General features: G+C 65.5%; 15 protein-coding genes. 4 read left to right on the top strand and 11 right to left on the bottom strand.

Features of this window, described 5'->3' with window-relative positions; genetic code table 11:
- Positions 1 to 35: 35 nt before the first annotated feature.
- A complete protein-coding gene (gene cysE, locus AC1DZT_RS21355) occupies positions 36 to 845 on the top strand; it encodes a serine O-acetyltransferase (protein WP_478008673.1) in 810 nt (269 codons plus the stop codon).
- 105 nt (positions 846 to 950) lie between these two features.
- On the opposite strand, the gene AC1DZT_RS21350 is transcribed toward cysE, so the two are convergent.
- The 6 genes from AC1DZT_RS21350 to AC1DZT_RS21325 form a co-directional block, all read right to left on the bottom strand.
- Complete coding sequence (locus tag AC1DZT_RS21350) at positions 951 to 2,270, bottom strand: pyruvate dehydrogenase complex dihydrolipoamide acetyltransferase (RefSeq protein ID WP_478008672.1); 1,320 nt, start codon at positions 2,268 to 2,270, stop codon at positions 951 to 953.
- Between the two features lie 8 nt (positions 2,271 to 2,278).
- Positions 2,279 to 3,643 (bottom strand): pyruvate dehydrogenase complex E1 component subunit beta, encoded by a 1,365-nt coding sequence (locus AC1DZT_RS21345; RefSeq protein WP_478008671.1) that lies wholly within the window; start codon positions 3,641 to 3,643, stop codon positions 2,279 to 2,281.
- A gap of 12 nt (positions 3,644 to 3,655) precedes the next feature.
- Positions 3,656 to 4,645 (bottom strand): pyruvate dehydrogenase (acetyl-transferring) E1 component subunit alpha, encoded by a 990-nt coding sequence (gene pdhA, locus AC1DZT_RS21340; protein ID WP_478008670.1) that lies wholly within the window; start codon positions 4,643 to 4,645, stop codon positions 3,656 to 3,658.
- A gap of 167 nt (positions 4,646 to 4,812) precedes the next feature.
- The gene (locus AC1DZT_RS21335) at positions 4,813 to 5,127 is read right to left on the bottom strand and encodes an FtsB family cell division protein (RefSeq protein ID WP_478008669.1); all 315 of its coding nucleotides are present in this window, start codon (positions 5,125 to 5,127) and stop codon (positions 4,813 to 4,815) included.
- 84 nt (positions 5,128 to 5,211) lie between these two features.
- Positions 5,212 to 5,808, bottom strand: coding sequence for a hypothetical protein (locus AC1DZT_RS21330; protein ID WP_478008668.1), 597 nt, complete (start codon positions 5,806 to 5,808; stop codon positions 5,212 to 5,214).
- A gap of 81 nt (positions 5,809 to 5,889) precedes the next feature.
- The gene (locus AC1DZT_RS21325; protein WP_478008667.1) at positions 5,890 to 6,822 is read right to left on the bottom strand and encodes a class I fructose-bisphosphate aldolase; all 933 of its coding nucleotides are present in this window, start codon (positions 6,820 to 6,822) and stop codon (positions 5,890 to 5,892) included.
- A 141-nt stretch (positions 6,823 to 6,963) separates the two neighbouring features.
- On the opposite strand from AC1DZT_RS21325, the gene AC1DZT_RS21320 reads away from it, so the two are divergent.
- A complete protein-coding gene (locus AC1DZT_RS21320; protein WP_478008666.1) occupies positions 6,964 to 7,602 on the top strand; it encodes a helix-turn-helix domain-containing protein in 639 nt (212 codons plus the stop codon).
- 108 nt (positions 7,603 to 7,710) lie between these two features.
- On the opposite strand, the gene AC1DZT_RS21315 is transcribed toward AC1DZT_RS21320, so the two are convergent.
- Both AC1DZT_RS21315 and AC1DZT_RS21310 read right to left on the bottom strand, forming a co-directional pair.
- Positions 7,711 to 7,830 carry an entericidin gene (locus AC1DZT_RS21315; protein WP_478008665.1) on the bottom strand — a complete coding sequence of 40 codons (120 nt, stop codon included), beginning with the start codon at positions 7,828 to 7,830 and terminating at the stop codon, positions 7,711 to 7,713.
- A 47-nt stretch (positions 7,831 to 7,877) separates the two neighbouring features.
- Positions 7,878 to 9,716, bottom strand: coding sequence for an extracellular solute-binding protein (locus AC1DZT_RS21310; protein WP_478008664.1), 1,839 nt, complete (start codon positions 9,714 to 9,716; stop codon positions 7,878 to 7,880).
- A 324-nt stretch (positions 9,717 to 10,040) separates the two neighbouring features.
- Here AC1DZT_RS21310 and AC1DZT_RS21305 point away from each other — a divergent pair, with 324 nt between their 5' ends.
- Complete coding sequence (locus AC1DZT_RS21305; protein ID WP_478008663.1) at positions 10,041 to 10,814, top strand: 3-hydroxybutyrate dehydrogenase; 774 nt, start codon at positions 10,041 to 10,043, stop codon at positions 10,812 to 10,814.
- A gap of 129 nt (positions 10,815 to 10,943) precedes the next feature.
- On the opposite strand, the gene AC1DZT_RS21300 is transcribed toward AC1DZT_RS21305, so the two are convergent.
- The 3 genes from AC1DZT_RS21300 to AC1DZT_RS21290 form a co-directional block, all read right to left on the bottom strand.
- Positions 10,944 to 11,609 carry a DUF502 domain-containing protein gene (locus AC1DZT_RS21300; RefSeq protein ID WP_478008662.1) on the bottom strand — a complete coding sequence of 222 codons (666 nt, stop codon included), beginning with the start codon at positions 11,607 to 11,609 and terminating at the stop codon, positions 10,944 to 10,946.
- A 180-nt stretch (positions 11,610 to 11,789) separates the two neighbouring features.
- On the bottom strand, positions 11,790 to 12,719 hold the full coding sequence (locus AC1DZT_RS21295; protein ID WP_478008661.1) for a pseudouridine-5'-phosphate glycosidase: 930 nt from the start codon (positions 12,717 to 12,719) through the stop codon (positions 11,790 to 11,792).
- Entirely contained in the window at positions 12,716 to 13,612 is an 897-nt protein-coding gene (locus AC1DZT_RS21290) for a PfkB family carbohydrate kinase (RefSeq protein WP_478008660.1), read from the bottom strand. Before AC1DZT_RS21290 ends, AC1DZT_RS21295 begins: the two co-directional genes overlap by 4 nt.
- Before the next feature lie 201 nt (positions 13,613 to 13,813).
- On the opposite strand from AC1DZT_RS21290, the gene AC1DZT_RS21285 reads away from it, so the two are divergent.
- Positions 13,814 to 14,770, top strand: coding sequence for a homocysteine S-methyltransferase family protein (locus AC1DZT_RS21285; RefSeq protein ID WP_478008659.1), 957 nt, complete (start codon positions 13,814 to 13,816; stop codon positions 14,768 to 14,770).
- Positions 14,771 to 14,783: the final 13 nt, after the last annotated feature.

Here is a 14,783-nt window from a genome sequence, read left to right as displayed (position 1 = left end):
CCTGTGCTAATCTGGCCGCCCGATGAGGTGAGATCATGCCCGAAGTCAAAGCGAAATTTACGTCCATCGACCCGGTCTGGCAGCGCGTCCGCGAAGAGGCCGCCGAGGCGATCCGATGTGAGCCTTTGCTCGGCGGTCTGATCCACGCCAGCCTTCTGCACCATTCGAGCCTCGAACGTGCGCTTGCCTACCGCTTCTCGCAAAAGCTCGCCTCCTCCGAGATGAGCGAGCAGATCCTGCGCGAGATCGCCGATCAGGCCTATGAGGATGAACCGGAACTGGGTCAGGCGGCCCGCGCCGACATCATGGCCGTCTTTGACCGCGACCCGGCCTGCCACCGCTTCCTCCAGCCGATCCTGTTCTTCAAGGGTTTCCATGCGATTCAAGCCTATCGTATCGGCCATTGGCTCTGGAGCCACGGGCGCGAGGATATGGCCTATTTCGTCCAGATGCGGGTGTCCGAGGTGTTTTCGGTCGACATCCATCCGGCGGCGCGGATCGGCAAGGGCATCATGATCGACCACGCCCATGCCATCGTCATCGGCGAGACGGCGGTGGTCGGCGACAATGTCTCGATGCTGCATTCGGTGACGCTGGGCGGCACCGGGAAAGAGGACGGCGACCGCCACCCGAAGATCGGCAATGGCGTGCTGATCGGGGCCGGGGCCAAGGTTCTGGGCAATATCAACGTCGGCTACTGCAGCCGAATCGCCGCCGGGTCCGTGGTGCTGCACGATGTGCCGCACAACAAGACCGTGGCGGGCGTTCCGGCCAAAGTGATCGGCGAGGCGGGCTGTTCGCAGCCCTCGATCACCATGGACCAGCTGATCGCGGATGAGATCTGAATCAGCCGGGATCTGACATCCCCCAAATGACCAACGGCCGGAGCGCAAGCTCCGGCCGTTTTTTCATGTCTGCCGAAGGGCGGGTTTCCCCCGCCCCTCGCCACATCAGGCCAGCATGGTGATCGGGTTTTCCAGCGCCTCGACCACGACCTTGAGGAACTCTGCCCCCAAAGCGCCGTCGATCACCCGGTGATCCACCGACAGGGTCATCGACATCACCGTGGCCACGCCCAAGCTGCCATCCTTCAGCACGACCGGCTTCTTGATCCCCGCGCCCACCGCCAGAATGGCGCCATGCGGCGGGTTGATCACGGCGTCGAAATTCTCGACCCCCATCATCCCGAGGTTCGAAATCGCAAAGCTGCCGCCCTGATATTCATGCGGGGCCAGCTTCTTGGTCTTGGCGCGCGTCGCCAGATCCTTCATCTCGGCCGAAAGCACCGACAGGGTCTTCTTGTCGGCATCGCGCAGCACCGGGGTGAAGAGGCCACCCTCGATCGCCACGGCCACCGCCACGTCGGAGGGTTTCAGCTTCAGGATCCGGTCGCCGGCCCAGACCGCATTGGCATTGGGCACGGCTTGCAGCGCAATCGCGCAAGCCTTGATGATGAAGTCGTTGACGCTCAGCTTCACGCCACGGCTTTCGAGGCCCTTGTTCAGCTGCTCGCGGAAGGCCATCAGCGCATCCAGACGCACCTCGCGGCGCAGGTAGAAATGCGGGATGGTCTGCTTGGCCTCGGTCAACCGGGCGGCGATGGTGCGGCGCATGCCGTCCAGCGGAACCTCGGTATAGTCGCGGTCGGCGTACATCTTCATCACGGTTTCCGCCGACATGCCGGTGGGCATGCCCGCCTTGGCCGGAGCCGCAGCCGCGGCCGCCGCAGGCGCCGCTGCCGGGGCAGGGGCTGCCGCCGGGGCGGGTTTCGCCCCCTCGACATCCGCCTTGACGATGCGGCCATGCGGGCCGGTGCCTGTGACCTTGGTCAGATCCAGACCCTTTTCCGCCGCCAGACGCCGCGCGAGGGGCGAGGCGAAGACGCGGGCGCCCTCGACCTTGGCCGCCGCAGGGGCCGCCGCTGGAGCCGCAACCGCAGCAGCCGGAGCCGCCGCCACGGGCGCAGCCGCCGCAACCGGCGCTGCAGCTGCGGCGGGGGCGGCTTTCGGCGCGTCGGACAGGCTTTCGCCGTCGTCCAGCAGCACGGCAATCGCGGTGTTCACCTTCACGCCCGCGGTACCTTCGGCCACAAGGATCTTGCCCACGACGCCTTCATCGACGGCTTCAAACTCCATCGTCGCCTTGTCGGTCTCGATCTCGGCGAGGATCTGGCCCGATTTGACCACATCCCCCTCCTTGACCAGCCATTTCGCCAGCGTGCCTTCCTCCATCGTCGGGGACAGCGCGGGCATCAGGATTTCAACAGCCATAATGCACCTCAGCGATAGCAGACGGATTTGACAGCGGCGACCACTTCGGCGGTCGTCACCAGGGCATGCTTTTCAAGGTTCGCCGCATAGGGCATCGGCACGTCTTTCCCCGTGCAGGTCACCACCGGCGCATCGAGATAGTCGAAGGCGCGCTGCATGATGGTCGAGGCCATGTGATCGCCGATCGAGCCGACCGGGAAGCCTTCCTCCACCGTCACGCAACGGTTGGTCTTCATCACCGAAGCCAGCACCGTGTCATAGTCGATCGGGCGCAGGGTGCGCAGGTCGATCACCTCGGCCGAGATGCCGTCTTTGGCAAGAAGATCAGCGGCTTCCAGCGCATACTTCATGCCGATCCCGAAGGAGACGATGGTCACATCCGTGCCCTCGCGCCAGATCCGGGCCTTGCCGAAGGGGATGGTGAAATCGGGCAGGTCGGGCACTTCGAAGCTTTGACCGTAGAGAATTTCATTCTCCAGGAAGACCACCGGGTTGCGGTCGCGGATCGCGGTTTTCAGCAGACCCTTCGCATCGGCGGCCGAATAGGGCATCACGACTTTCAGGCCCGGAATGGCGGCATACCAGGCGGCGTAGTCCTGAGAGTGCTGCGCCCCCACGCGGGCCGCAGCGCCATTGGTGCCGCGGAAGACGATCGGCGCGCCCATCTGGCCGCCCGACATGTAGTTGGTCTTGGCGGCAGAGTTGAGGATGTGGTCGATCGCCTGCATCGCGAAGTTCCAGGTCATGAACTCCACGATCGGGTTCAGACCGCCCCAGGAGGCGCCGACGGCGATGCCGGTAAAGCCCATCTCGGTGATGGGCGTATCGACCACGCGCTTCGGGCCGAACTCGTCCAGCAGACCCTGGGAGATCTTGTAGGCGCCCTGGTATTCGCCGACCTCTTCGCCCATCAGCATGACAGTCGGATTGGCGCGCATCTCTTCGGCCATCGCCTCGCGCAGGGCTTCCCGCACGGTCATCGTCTTCATCGGCGTGCCATCGGCCCAATCGGCCGAGGCCTTGGAGACGACAGCGACCGGCGCCGCAGCCGGAGCTGGCGCAGCCGCAGCAACCGGCGCCTCGGCCACAGCGGGCGCCGCCGCCGGAGCAGCCTTCGCCGCCACAGCCTCGCCCTCTTCGGACATGACGAGGATCGGCGTGTTGACCTTCACGCCGGCGGTGCCTTCGGCAACCAGCAAGGCGCCAACCCGGCCCTCATCGACGGCCTCGAACTCCATCGTCGCCTTGTCGGTCTCGATCTCGGCAAGGATCTGGCCGGATTTGACCTGATCGCCCACCTTCACCAGCCATTTCGCCAGCGTGCCCTCTTCCATCGTGGGCGACAGCGCCGGCATCAATACTTCAGTAGCCATTGTGTTCCCCCCTCAGGCGTAGATGTCGGTCCAAAGCTCGGACAGCGCCGGCTCGGGACTTTCTTTCGAGAATTCTGCCGCCGCATTGACGGTTTCCTTGATCTCGCGGTCGATCGCCTTCAGATCCTCGTCCGAAGCCAGGCCCGCATTGATCAGAAGATCGCGCACATGTTCGATGGCGTCCTTTTCCGAGCGGATCTTGTCGACCTCGTCGCGGGTCCGGTACTTGGCCGGGTCCGACATCGAGTGGCCGCGGTAGCGGTAGGTCATCATTTCCAGGATATAGGGCCCGTTGCCGGCGCGGCAGTGCGCCACGGCCTTTTCGCCCGCGGCCTTGACCGCCAGCACATCCATGCCGTCGACCTGTTCGCCCGGAATGCCGTAGGCGGTGCCACGGCCAAAGAAGGTGCCCGACTTGGTCGAACGCTTCACCGAGGTGCCCATCGCATACTGGTTGTTCTCGATGACAAAGATCACCGGCAGCGACCACAGCTCGGCCATGTTGTAGGTCTCGTAGACCTGGCCCTGGTTGGCAGCACCGTCGCCGAAATAGGTGAAGGTCACGTTGTCATTGCCGAGGTACTTGTCGGCAAAGGCCAGACCGGCGCCCAGCGGCACCTGCGCGCCGACGATGCCATGGCCGCCGTAGAAATGCTTCTCTTTGCTAAACATGTGCATCGAGCCGCCCTTGCCCTTGGAGTAGCCCCCCTCGCGCCCGGTCAGTTCGGCCATGACCCCCTTGGCATCCATGCCGCAGGCCAGCATGTGGCCGTGGTCACGGTAGGAGGTGATCCGCTTGTCACCTTCCTTGGCGCAGGCCTCAAGGCCCACGACGACGGCTTCCTGCCCGATGTAGAGGTGGCAGAAGCCGCCGATCAGGCCCATGCCGTAAAGCTGGCCCGCCTTTTCCTCGAATCGGCGGATCGACAGCATCTCGCGGTAGAACTTCAGAAGCTCATCCTTCGAGACATTTGATTTAGCTGGTTCTTTCTTTGTGGCCAAGGCCGGTCCTCCCTCGCAGGCGAAAGATAGTTTAGCGTTAAACCACTTATACAGCATCGGCGAAATAACGCAAAATGCTATTTTGCCGCCGGGGGAAAACCCGGCGCATGCCTGCCATGCAGCCCGCGAAGGGCCGGAAAGGGAAGGGGGATCGGGGGAGGGAAGACCTAGCGGATCACGATCTCGTCGGCGCGGACATAGCCCAGGACCGAGCGGACCTGTTCATCCAGCAGGCCCATGTCGAGGTAATCATCCGACAGCCGCAGCGTCAGGTTCTTGTAACCGTTCAGGTCTGCCAGAAGCTTGTCGCGCTCGGCGGTCAGATCCTGCATCTCGTCGGCAGTCTGCGCCTGCCGCAGCACGCCGTAATCGCCCTGCACGGCGGCAAAGGTGAAATAGGCGCCCAGCGTCGCGGCAAGGGCGAAATACATCATGCTGCCCAGACGCGGGCGGCCCGAAGGAAGGAAAGCTGTGCTGTTCATCTGCTGCCTCTTGCCCCTTTTGCCGGGGCTTGAGGGCAGAATGCCATGCAGAGGCCACAAATCCAAGGCATTTCTGCAAAGGCTTCAGGGCTGGTACTGCACTTGGGTGTCAAAGGTCCCGGTCACATCTTGGCAAGGGCCGCCCGACATCCGGACGGCAGGCGCATGATCGACCTGACAAAGCCGCGCGGCGAAATGCCCGGTGACATGGCCATATCCCGAGGTGTTGCCGGGGTCTTCCTTGGTGAAACTGTCGATGGTGACAGAAGCCTTGCGCGCGGCAGAGCTCAGGCGCGGCCCCTCGCGGTCTTGCGTCGCCGGGATCTCGACCAAAGTGTACCGGCCCTTCGATCCACTCTCGGGTGCGGCATCGAACGCGGTGGTCAGCCAGAACTTGCCCGCCTCGGCATCGGGGTTGCCGTCCGGATAGGCGGTGAGGGTGAAATGCGGCGCCTCACCCTGGGTGTCGAACCAGGCCGAGGCGTCAAAGGCCCCGATCGAAAAGTCATAGGTGGTGAAGGTCTGCGTCCCCTCCGGTCCGGTCAGGGTGACGGTCCCCATCTTCGGCGGATAGCCGGGCGGCAGCTGCTCGGACTCCTCCAGCACGACCGGGGGTTTGGGGGTTTCGGCCAGACAGGGGAAAGCCAGCAGGGGCAACAGCGCCGTCAGAAGATACCGCATCAATCTCTCGCATGAAAAGGGTCCGGGGAGCATCCTCCCCGGACCCGAAGCCTCACGTCAAGCGGCCTTGGCGGCCGGGTGTCACTCGGCCTTGCCCTTGTAGATGTCGATCAGGCTTTGCAGCAGGGCCAGGGCCTCGGCACGCGGACGCTGGAAGCTGTTGCGCCCGATGATCGAGCCGTTGCCGCCGCCGTCACGGATCGCGCGGGCATCGTCGAGCACCGAATCCGTGCCCTTGGCCGCGCCGCCCGAGAAGACGATCAGCCGGCGCCCGTCGAACGAGGAGCGGACGCATTCGCGCACCCGGTCGGCCTGGGTGGCGAGCGGGATCTTGCCGGCTTCGAAGGCCTTCTTCGCCTCGGGCTGGCTCAGATGTGCGGTGGACAGCTTCACCTTGATGATATGCGCACCCAATAGCGCCGCGATATGGGCGGCATAGGCGGTGACGTCAGCGGCCGTCTCGCCATCCTTGTCGAGGTCTTCACCGCGCGGATAGGACCAGATCACCGAAGCGATGCCCTTGGCCGCCGCCTCGCGCCGCATCTCGGCGATGTCGGAGAACATATCAAGGCTGACCGAAGAGGCCGGATAGATCGTGAAGCCGATGGCCGAGCAGCCAAGCCGCAGCGCATCGTCCACCGAGGCGGTGATCGCTTGCGTCTTCGGCGCCTTGCCCGGCATCAGCGAGTTCGACGAGTTCACCTTCAGGATCGTCGGGATCTGGCCGGCAAAGGTATCGGCCCCGGCCTCGAGCGAGCCGATCGGCGCGGCATAGGCGGACAGACCGGCGTCGATCGCCATCTGGTAGTGGTAATGCGGGTCATAGGCCGGGGCATTGACCGAGAAGGACCGCGCCGGGCCATGCTCGAATCCCTGGTCGACCGGAAGGATGATCATCTTGCCGGTGCCGCCGAGCTTGCCTTCCATCAGGATGCGGGCAAGGTTCGCCTTCACGCCGGGGGTTTCACCTTCGTAATTCGACAAGATTTTCTGAACGATCCTCGTGGTGCGCATCTGGGGCTCCCTCGCAATGAATATCGGGGTCTTTATCAAGGCAGAGCCGGAGAGAGGCAACATTGGTTTTGCGCTAACACCCGCATAACAGGGCGACTTTCTTTCCGTTGCGGCGAAACGGTGCTCAGGGTAAGTCAGGGCATGACCAATGCAGACCCCAAACGCCTGATCCGCATTGCCCGGCAAGCCGGTGGCCCCGATGCTTCGGGAGAGCCGCCGCCCGAGCCTTTGAACCTCGGCCACCGCGTGCGGGAACTGCGCAAGGCGCGCGGCTGGACGCTGGACCAGGCGGCGACCCAGGCCGGTCTGGCGCGCTCGACCCTGTCCAAGATCGAGAACGGCCAGATGTCGCCGACCTATGACGCGGTGCGCAAACTGGCCGAGGGGCTGAAGATCTCGGTCCCGCAGCTCTTCACCCCGGCCGCCAAGGCCCAGGTCTCGGGCCGGATGGCGGTGACCAAGCTGGGCGCCGGCCAGGCCCATGTGACGGCGACCTATGAACACGAGCTTCTGGCCGGCGGCCTGTCGCGCAAGCAGATGCTGCCCTACCGCGCCACGATCCGCGCCCGCAGCATGGAGGATTTCGAAGGCTGGGTCCGCCATGAGGGCGAGGAGTTCCTCTATGTCCTGACCGGCGTCGTGCGGCTTTACACCGAGTTCTACGAACCCGTCGACCTGCGCCGCGGCGACAGCGCCTATTACGACGCGACCATGGGGCATAATGTGATCAGCCTGTCGGAAGAGGATGCGACCATCCTCTGGGTCACTTCGCTGACCTGAGCCGCATTGCATCCGCCGTGGAAGCGGGGGGTTTCACACCCCCCGCACCCCCCGTGGGATATTTATGGACCAATGAAAGGTGAAGGGGCTGGGAAGGGGGAAGGCGCTTCAGCCGCCGAGCCAGCTTCCGACGCGGTTGGCACCGGAGGAGATGTCCTGACCGAAGCCGGAGACGGTGTTGCATCCGGCCAGCGCCGTCAGAAGGGCGAGGATCATCAGTTTCTTCATGCTCTGCCTCATGGTCTTGTTCTTGGTGTTTGGTGTTCTTGCGTTTGTTACTTCTGATACCACCACAGGTCCGGCAGGAAACCCAGCCAGTCGCCATAGAGCGGCAGATAGGCGGGATGATGCAGATCCTGTCTGTGCGCCAGATGCGCCACATCGGAATACCAGAACGGGATCACATATCGGCCCGTGGTCAGCACCCGGTCAAGAGCCTGGACCGCGGTGGAGAAATCCTCGCGGTCTTTTGATGTGACCATGGTGGCGATCAGCCCGTCCACCGCCGGCGAGGCGACGCCCATCCAGTTGCGCGAGCCTTCGGTGGTGACGCCTTGCGAACCCCAGTAGAGCGTCTGCTCGTTGCCGGGGCTCAGCGAGAGCGAGCGGATGTAATGCGTCATGTCGAAGTTGTAGCTGTTGGTGCGCTGCTTGTACTGGGTCGAATCGACCACCGTCACCGTGGCCGCGATGCCAAGCTTCTTCAGCGCCTCGATATAGATGTTCACCGCGGCGATCGTGTCACTTTCGCCGGTGGCTAGCAGGATCTCGAAGCTGAAGGGCTTGCCCGCGGCGTCCTTCAGCGTGCCGTCCTGGATGGTCCAGCCCGCCGCCTCCAGCAGCTTGGTGGCCTTGCGCAGGTTGGCGCGGTTGGCCTCCGATCCGTCCGAGACCGGCAGGGCATAGCCCTCCAGCGCGCCGGGCAAGAGGCTGTCCTTGTAGGGTGCCAGCAGGGCTGCGACGGCGGGGCTCGCCGGGTCCGCGACATGGCCCGAAAGGTCGGAATTGTCGAAATAGCTCTGGATGCGCGGATTGACCCCGCCGCTCAGCGTCTGGTTCACCAGTTCGAAGTTGAAAGCGTCGATCAGCGCCTCGCGCACCCGCCAATCGGCAAAGATCGGGCGGCGGGTGTTGAAGACCAGCCCGTCGATGCCCGAGGGGCGCTTGTGGGGGATATCCTCCTTGACGACCTCGCCGGATTGGACGGCGGGAAAGTCATAGCCTGTCGCCCATTTCGCCGCATTGGTTTCGCGGTAAAGGTCGATGTCGCCGGATTTCAGCGCCTCGATGATCACGGTCGGGTCGGTGAAATAGATGTATTTGAAACCGTCGAAATTCCATTGGCCGCGGTTGAAGGGCAGATCCTTGCCCCACCAGTCGGGGTTCTTCCTGAAAGTGACGAAATTGCCCGCCTCGACCTTGTCGACCACATAGGGGCCGGAGCCGGTGACCGGGGTGAGCGAGGAGGCGGTGAAATCCTTGCCCTCCCATTGCGCCTTTTCGAGGATCGGGCGCAGGCCCAGGAGCAGCGGCATCTCGCGGTCGGCTTGCGTGAAGGTGAAACGGACCGAGCGCGGGCCGGTCTTGGTCGCCGAAGCCACCTTCTTCCAGGCCGCCGCATAGCGCGGGTTGCCGATGGTGCCCAGCGTCTCCATCGACCAGAGCACGTCCTCCACCGTGACGGGTTTGCCGTCCGAGAATCGCGCCCCTTCACGCAAGGTAAATTCTGCGTATGAGCGCGCCTCGTCGGTGTCGATCGATTCGGCCAGAAGCCCGTAAAGCGAGAAGGGCTCGTCATAAGAACGGCCCATAAGTGTCTCCACCGTAAGGGTAGAAACCGCGGCGGGGGCGGTGCCCTTGGTGATGAAGGGGTTGAGCGAATCGAAGCTGCCGGCCTCGCCGAAAATCATGCTGCCGCCCTTGGGAGCATCGGGATTCGCCTGAGGCAAGGACACAAAATCGGGTGGAAGGGCCGGGTCGCCATACATAGCTATGCCATGGCGCGGCTCTGCCTGGGCTGCAAAACCCAAGGTCAAGGCCCAGAGGCCAAGGCAGGCCGCAAAGCCGCGCGCCACGGTTGCGGCCTTGAAATCTTGAGAGACGGCGAGGGGCATCGGCGACATTCCTTCAACATTCCGTCAGACGACGGGGGATCGCCGCGACCCTAAGCCGGGCCAGCCACCTTTTCAAACCTTTAGCTTGAACCGCGCGCTCAAGGGGGCTATAAGAAACTCACTGCTCGATAGGTTTCTTGCCTGTATGAAACCTGCCTCAACGACTTAACGCCGGCTTCGCGCCGGCGTTTTTTTATGTCCGCTTGCCAGAGGGATGGGGGAAAGCGCCGGTCTGCGGCGCAGCACCTCTGCGGGCGTTCTGCGGGCCTTGCCAATTCCTGTGCACTTGCAGCATCCTGAGGCGGCGCAGCACAGGAGACGCATATGACCCTCGCAGGCAAACTGGCCGTCATCACGGGTTCCAATTCCGGCATCGGCCTTGGCGTGGCCGAGGCGCTGGCGGCGGCGGGCGCGGATGTGGTCCTGAACTCTTTCACCGACCGGCCCGAGGATCATGCCCTGGCCGCCGATCTGGGCCAGCGGCATGGCGTGAAGGCGCGCTACATCGCGGCGGACATGTCGAACGGCCAGGCCTGCCGCGATCTGGTGGCGGCGGCGGGTGCGGTGGACATCCTGGTCAACAACGCCGGCATCCAGCATGTCGCCCCGATCGAGGAGTTTCCGACCGCGATGTGGGACCGGATCATCGCGATCAACATGTCCTCGGCCTTCCACACCACGGCGGCGGCGCTGCCGGGGATGAAGGCGCGGGGCTGGGGCCGGGTGATCAACGTGGCCTCGGCGCATGGGCTGACCGCCTCGCCCTTCAAATCGGCCTATGTGACGGCCAAGCATGGCGTGGTGGGCCTGTCCAAGACCACGGCGCTGGAAGTGGCGGGCATGGGCATCACCGCCAATGCGATCTGCCCGGGCTATGTGCTGACCCCCCTGGTCGAGGCGCAGATCCCCGACCAGATGGCCGTGCACCACATGGACCGCGAGACGGTGATCCGTGAGGTGATGCTCCTGCGCCAACCCTCGCGCCAGTTCGCCACGGTGGAGCAGATCGGCGGCACCGCGGTCTACCTCTGCTCTGCCGCCGCCGACCAGGTGACGGGTACCACGATCAGCATCGACGGCGGCTGGACGGCGCTCTGATCCCGCCGCTCTGATCCAAAGGCGCGCCTGCGGCGCAGGTCTGGTCCTCGCCTCTGGCCTGCGGCCAACCGGCTCAGGCGAAGGGCCTCCGGCGGGAGTATTTGGGCAAAGAGCAAAAGCGCGGGGCGGTCAGGTCTTGGGCACCGGGTAGACCAAGCCCCCGGAGGCGACCAGTTTGGCCGCGTCTTCGGGGAGGAGGTCGAGGGCGATGACATCCTCGCGCCGGACGAAGACGACGAAGCCCGAGGTGAAGGGCGTCAGGCCGATGAAGACGGCGATGACATCGGGGCCGAGCTTCTCCGCGATCTCGCCCTTGGGCCGCGAGGAGATCAGCCCCAGGGTCCAGACCCCCGGCCGCGGGAATTCGACGAGGCAGGTCTTGTCGAAGGAGGCTTCCGATTTGTTGAAAACCGTCTCGGCCACCTGCTTCAGCGCCGAGTAGAGCGAGCGCACCACCGGCATCCGGTCGACCAGCCGGTCGAGCCGGCCGAGCACGGTGCGGCCGATCAGCCCCTTGGCGACCCAGCCCATGAAGGTGGTGAAGGCCAGAAAGACCACCACCCCCACGCCGCGGATCGGAAAGGCATGGCCGGGCCCGAAGAAGCGCTGCATCAGCTCCTCGGGCTGGTAGTTCTCCGGGATCAGCGGCAGGATCCAGCCGTCGAGATAGCCGATCACCGCCCAGATCAGATAGACCGTCAGCGCGATCGGCAGCACCACCACCAGCCCGGTCAGGAAGGACGAGCGCAGCCCCGCGACGAGGCTCTTGCGACGCAGTGTCAGCTTCTCGGACATGGCATTCCCTGGCAGGCTCCAACGCGAGCGCTTCGCATCCGCAGCATTGCTAGCGCATCTTTGCCGCCCGTAGAAGCGCCGCTTTCACTTCACCCGATGCAAATATCCACGGGAGGGTCTGGGAGGGCAGTCAGCCCTCCCAGCCGGGTCCGCCGAGCGCGCCCCGGCCGCAGCCAGCGCCTATTTCGCAGGCATCTCGACCAGCGCCCGGGCAATCGCCGCCGCCAGCCGCGCGTTGTTCAGGACCAGAGCGATGTTGGAGGCGAGGGATTTGCCCGCGGTCAGTTCGAAGATCCGCTGCAGCAGGAAGGGGGTGACGGCCTTGGCCGCAATCCCCTGGGCCGTGGCCTCGCGCAGGGCCGCTTCGATCACCGGGCCGATCTCGGCGCGGGGAATCTCGGCCTCGACCGGGATCGGGTTGGTCACCAGTTGCCCGCCCGCAATCCCGAGCCTGCCGCGCATCCTTTGTGCCGCGGCGATCTCGCCGGCCGTATCCATCCGCAAGGGCGCCTTCAGCCCCGAGGAGCGCGACCAGAAGGCCGGGAAATCGTCCTGGCCATAGGCGATCACCGGGACGCCGTGGGTTTCCAGCACTTCCAGCGTCTTGGGCAGGTCGAGGATCGCCTTGGCCCCCGCTGCCACCACCGTCACGGCGGTGCGGGAAAACTCCAGAAGGTCGGCGGAGACGTCGAAGCTCTCCTCCGCGCCGCGATGCACCCCGCCGATGCCGCCGGTGGCAAAGACCTCGATCCCGGCCAGTTCGGCGCAGATCATCGTGGCCGCCACCGTGGTGGCGCCGGTGCGGCCGAGGGCGAGGCAGGCGGCCAGATCGGCGCGCGACAGTTTCATCACGTCCTTCGCCTGGCCCAGCGTCTCCAGCTCCGCCTCGGTCAGGCCGATGTGGATGCGGCCTGCCATCACCGCGATGGTGGCGGGGACGGCGCCGGCGCGGCGGACCTCGGCCTCGACCGCGCGGGCGGTTTCCACGTTCTGCGGCCAGGGCATGCCATGGGTGATGATGGTGGATTCCAGCGCCACGAGGGGGCGGCCCGCCGCACGGGCCTCGGCCACTTCGGGGGAGAGGGACAGCAAAGCGTTGAGTTGGGTCATGAACCGACCTCCTTGGAGACATAATCGGCGGCGGCCTTCAGTGCCGCCTCCAGCGCGGCGCGGCGGTCAGCCCCGCGCCCTTCGGCCACGATATGCGCGGCCATGAACGTATCGCCCGCCCCGGTCACGCGAGAGACCATGACCTGCGGCGGACTTGCGGCGATGACGCCCGCCCCGGCGCGACCCTCGGCGCAGGGCCTGCCGCCATCGGTGACCAGCACCCGGTTGGCCCCACGCGCCAGAAGCGCCTCGGCGGCCTCGGCGGCGCTTTTCACATCAGCATGCGACAAAAGCCGCGCCTCTTCGAGGTTGACGTAAAGTGTCGCCCCCGAATGGCGCAGCAGCGGGGTCAGCCGTTCGGCCTTGCCGGGCGAGGCGGGGGCAATCCGCAGATCGGCCCGGGCGAACAGCGGCGATGCGGCGATGTCGGAGAGAAGCGCCTCAGTCAGATTGCCGTCCAGCGCGATCAGCCCGGACCAGGGCGAAGCCTCGGAGCCAAGGCTGCCATCGGCCAGGGGGCGCAGGATCTTGGCCCCGGCGGCCTCCAGCGAATGGGCATCGGCCACGGCGGCGATCAGGCCATTGGCGCCCTCGATCGCCATGTAGCGGTCGGTCGGCAGATCGTCCGAGCGGTAGGCATGCGCGGTCTCCAACCCCAGCCGCGCGCAGGCGGCGAGCAGTTCCTCGCCCTCGGCATCGCGGCCGATCGCGGTCAGCAGCGCGGGACGCAGGCCAAAACGGGCCAGCGTCATCGCAATGTTCATCGCCACCCCGCCGGGCAGGCGGGTGATGCGGCCGGGCACATCGCCGCCCAGCCGCAGGGCGGCGGGCGTGCGCCCGATGATGTCCCACAGGACCGAGCCGATGCAGAGGATGTCGGGTTCAGTGTTCATCCCCGCGTGGTGCCAAGCTCCGTTCTGGAAAGCAAGCCCCGACAGCGCCGCCCCCGCATGCGTGAGGAGGCGACTTTGCCTGCGAAATCGGGTAGACTGGGGCCAGCATTGCCCCGTAACCCGTGAACCCGCCGCGATCCCTTGCCACCGGCGCTTGGCAGCACCGGCAGGGCAGGCGCGGTCCGAAGTGGAGGATATGCCTTGGCCCGCAAACGCAGTGATATTCTCAGATCCCGGTTCGGCTCCGACATCTGGCTGACCGACGCCGGGATCGAAACGGTGCTCGTCTACAGCGAAGGCCTCGACCTGCCGCAGTTCGCCTCTTTCCCGCTGTTGCAGCAGGGGGAGGGGCGCGCCGCGATCCGGCGCTATTTCGACGGCCTCCTGGATGAGGCCAAGCGTCAGGGCAGCGGCTTTGTCCTCGACACCGCCACTTGGCGGGCCAGCCAGGGCTGGGCCTCGGCCCTGGGTCTGGCCCCGGAAGAGATCGATGCCGCCAACCGGGCGGCGGTGGATTTCGCCCGCGATCTGCGCAGCGCCCGGCCCGATCAGGAGATCCTGATCAACGGCGTCCTCGGCCCGCATGGCGATGCCTACGCCCCCGACCGCGTGCTGTCGCCCGACGAGGCGCAGGATTACCACGCCCGTCAGATCGCCGTGCTGGACGACGCGGGCGTCGATCTGGTCAGCGCCATGACGATCTCCTCGACCGGCGAGGCCATCGGCATCGCCCGCGCCGCCCAGGAGGAGGGCTGCCCCGTGGTCCTGTCCTTCACGGTCGAGACCGACGGGCGCCTGATCTCGGGCAAGTCGCTGGCCGATGCGATCGCCGAGACCGATGCCGCCACCGATGGCTTCCCGCTCTGGTACGGCATCAACTGCGCCCATCCCGACCATTTCCGCGCCACGCTGAGCGGGCCCTGGGTCGGGCGGATCGGCGTCCTGCGCGCCAATGCCTCGCGGCTCAGCCATGCCGAGCTTGATGTGATGACGGCGCTGGATTCCGGCGATCCCGACGCCTTGGCTGCGGATTACCGCGGCCTTCTGGGCCTGATGCCGGGCCTGCATGTGCTGGGCGGGTGCTGTGGCACCGACCTGCGCCATGTCGCGGCGATCGGGGAGGCCTGCCTGCACCCGCCGCGTTTTTCCGTCCATTGACCGAAGAGGGGAG

The organism is Rhodobacter sp. P1_C2 (assembly GCF_056406375.1).
This window is presented reverse-complemented; position numbering and strand designations above follow the sequence as displayed.

What these genes read in the sequence shown, in the direction of transcription:
- AC1DZT_RS21315 (WP_478008665.1), bottom strand. Translation starts at nt 7,830, where the DNA reads ATGAAGAAACTGATGATCCTCGCCCTTCTGACGGCGCTGGCCGGATGC.
- cysE (WP_478008673.1), top strand. Translation starts at nt 36, where the DNA reads ATGCCCGAAGTCAAAGCGAAATTTACGTCCATCGACCCGGTCTGGCAG.
- AC1DZT_RS21350 (WP_478008672.1), bottom strand. Translation starts at nt 2,270, where the DNA reads ATGGCTGTTGAAATCCTGATGCCCGCGCTGTCCCCGACGATGGAGGAA.
- AC1DZT_RS21300 (WP_478008662.1), bottom strand. Translation starts at nt 11,609, where the DNA reads ATGTCCGAGAAGCTGACACTGCGTCGCAAGAGCCTCGTCGCGGGGCTG.
- AC1DZT_RS21320 (WP_478008666.1), top strand. Translation starts at nt 6,964, where the DNA reads ATGACCAATGCAGACCCCAAACGCCTGATCCGCATTGCCCGGCAAGCC.
- AC1DZT_RS21325 (WP_478008667.1), bottom strand. Translation starts at nt 6,822, where the DNA reads ATGCGCACCACGAGGATCGTTCAGAAAATCTTGTCGAATTACGAAGGT.
- AC1DZT_RS21345 (WP_478008671.1), bottom strand. Translation starts at nt 3,643, where the DNA reads ATGGCTACTGAAGTATTGATGCCGGCGCTGTCGCCCACGATGGAAGAG.
- AC1DZT_RS21295 (WP_478008661.1), bottom strand. Translation starts at nt 12,719, where the DNA reads ATGACCCAACTCAACGCTTTGCTGTCCCTCTCCCCCGAAGTGGCCGAG.
- AC1DZT_RS21290 (WP_478008660.1), bottom strand. Translation starts at nt 13,612, where the DNA reads ATGAACACTGAACCCGACATCCTCTGCATCGGCTCGGTCCTGTGGGAC.
- AC1DZT_RS21335 (WP_478008669.1), bottom strand. Translation starts at nt 5,127, where the DNA reads ATGAACAGCACAGCTTTCCTTCCTTCGGGCCGCCCGCGTCTGGGCAGC.
- AC1DZT_RS21330 (WP_478008668.1), bottom strand. Translation starts at nt 5,808, where the DNA reads ATGCGGTATCTTCTGACGGCGCTGTTGCCCCTGCTGGCTTTCCCCTGT.
- AC1DZT_RS21310 (WP_478008664.1), bottom strand. Translation starts at nt 9,716, where the DNA reads ATGCCCCTCGCCGTCTCTCAAGATTTCAAGGCCGCAACCGTGGCGCGC.
- AC1DZT_RS21305 (WP_478008663.1), top strand. Translation starts at nt 10,041, where the DNA reads ATGACCCTCGCAGGCAAACTGGCCGTCATCACGGGTTCCAATTCCGGC.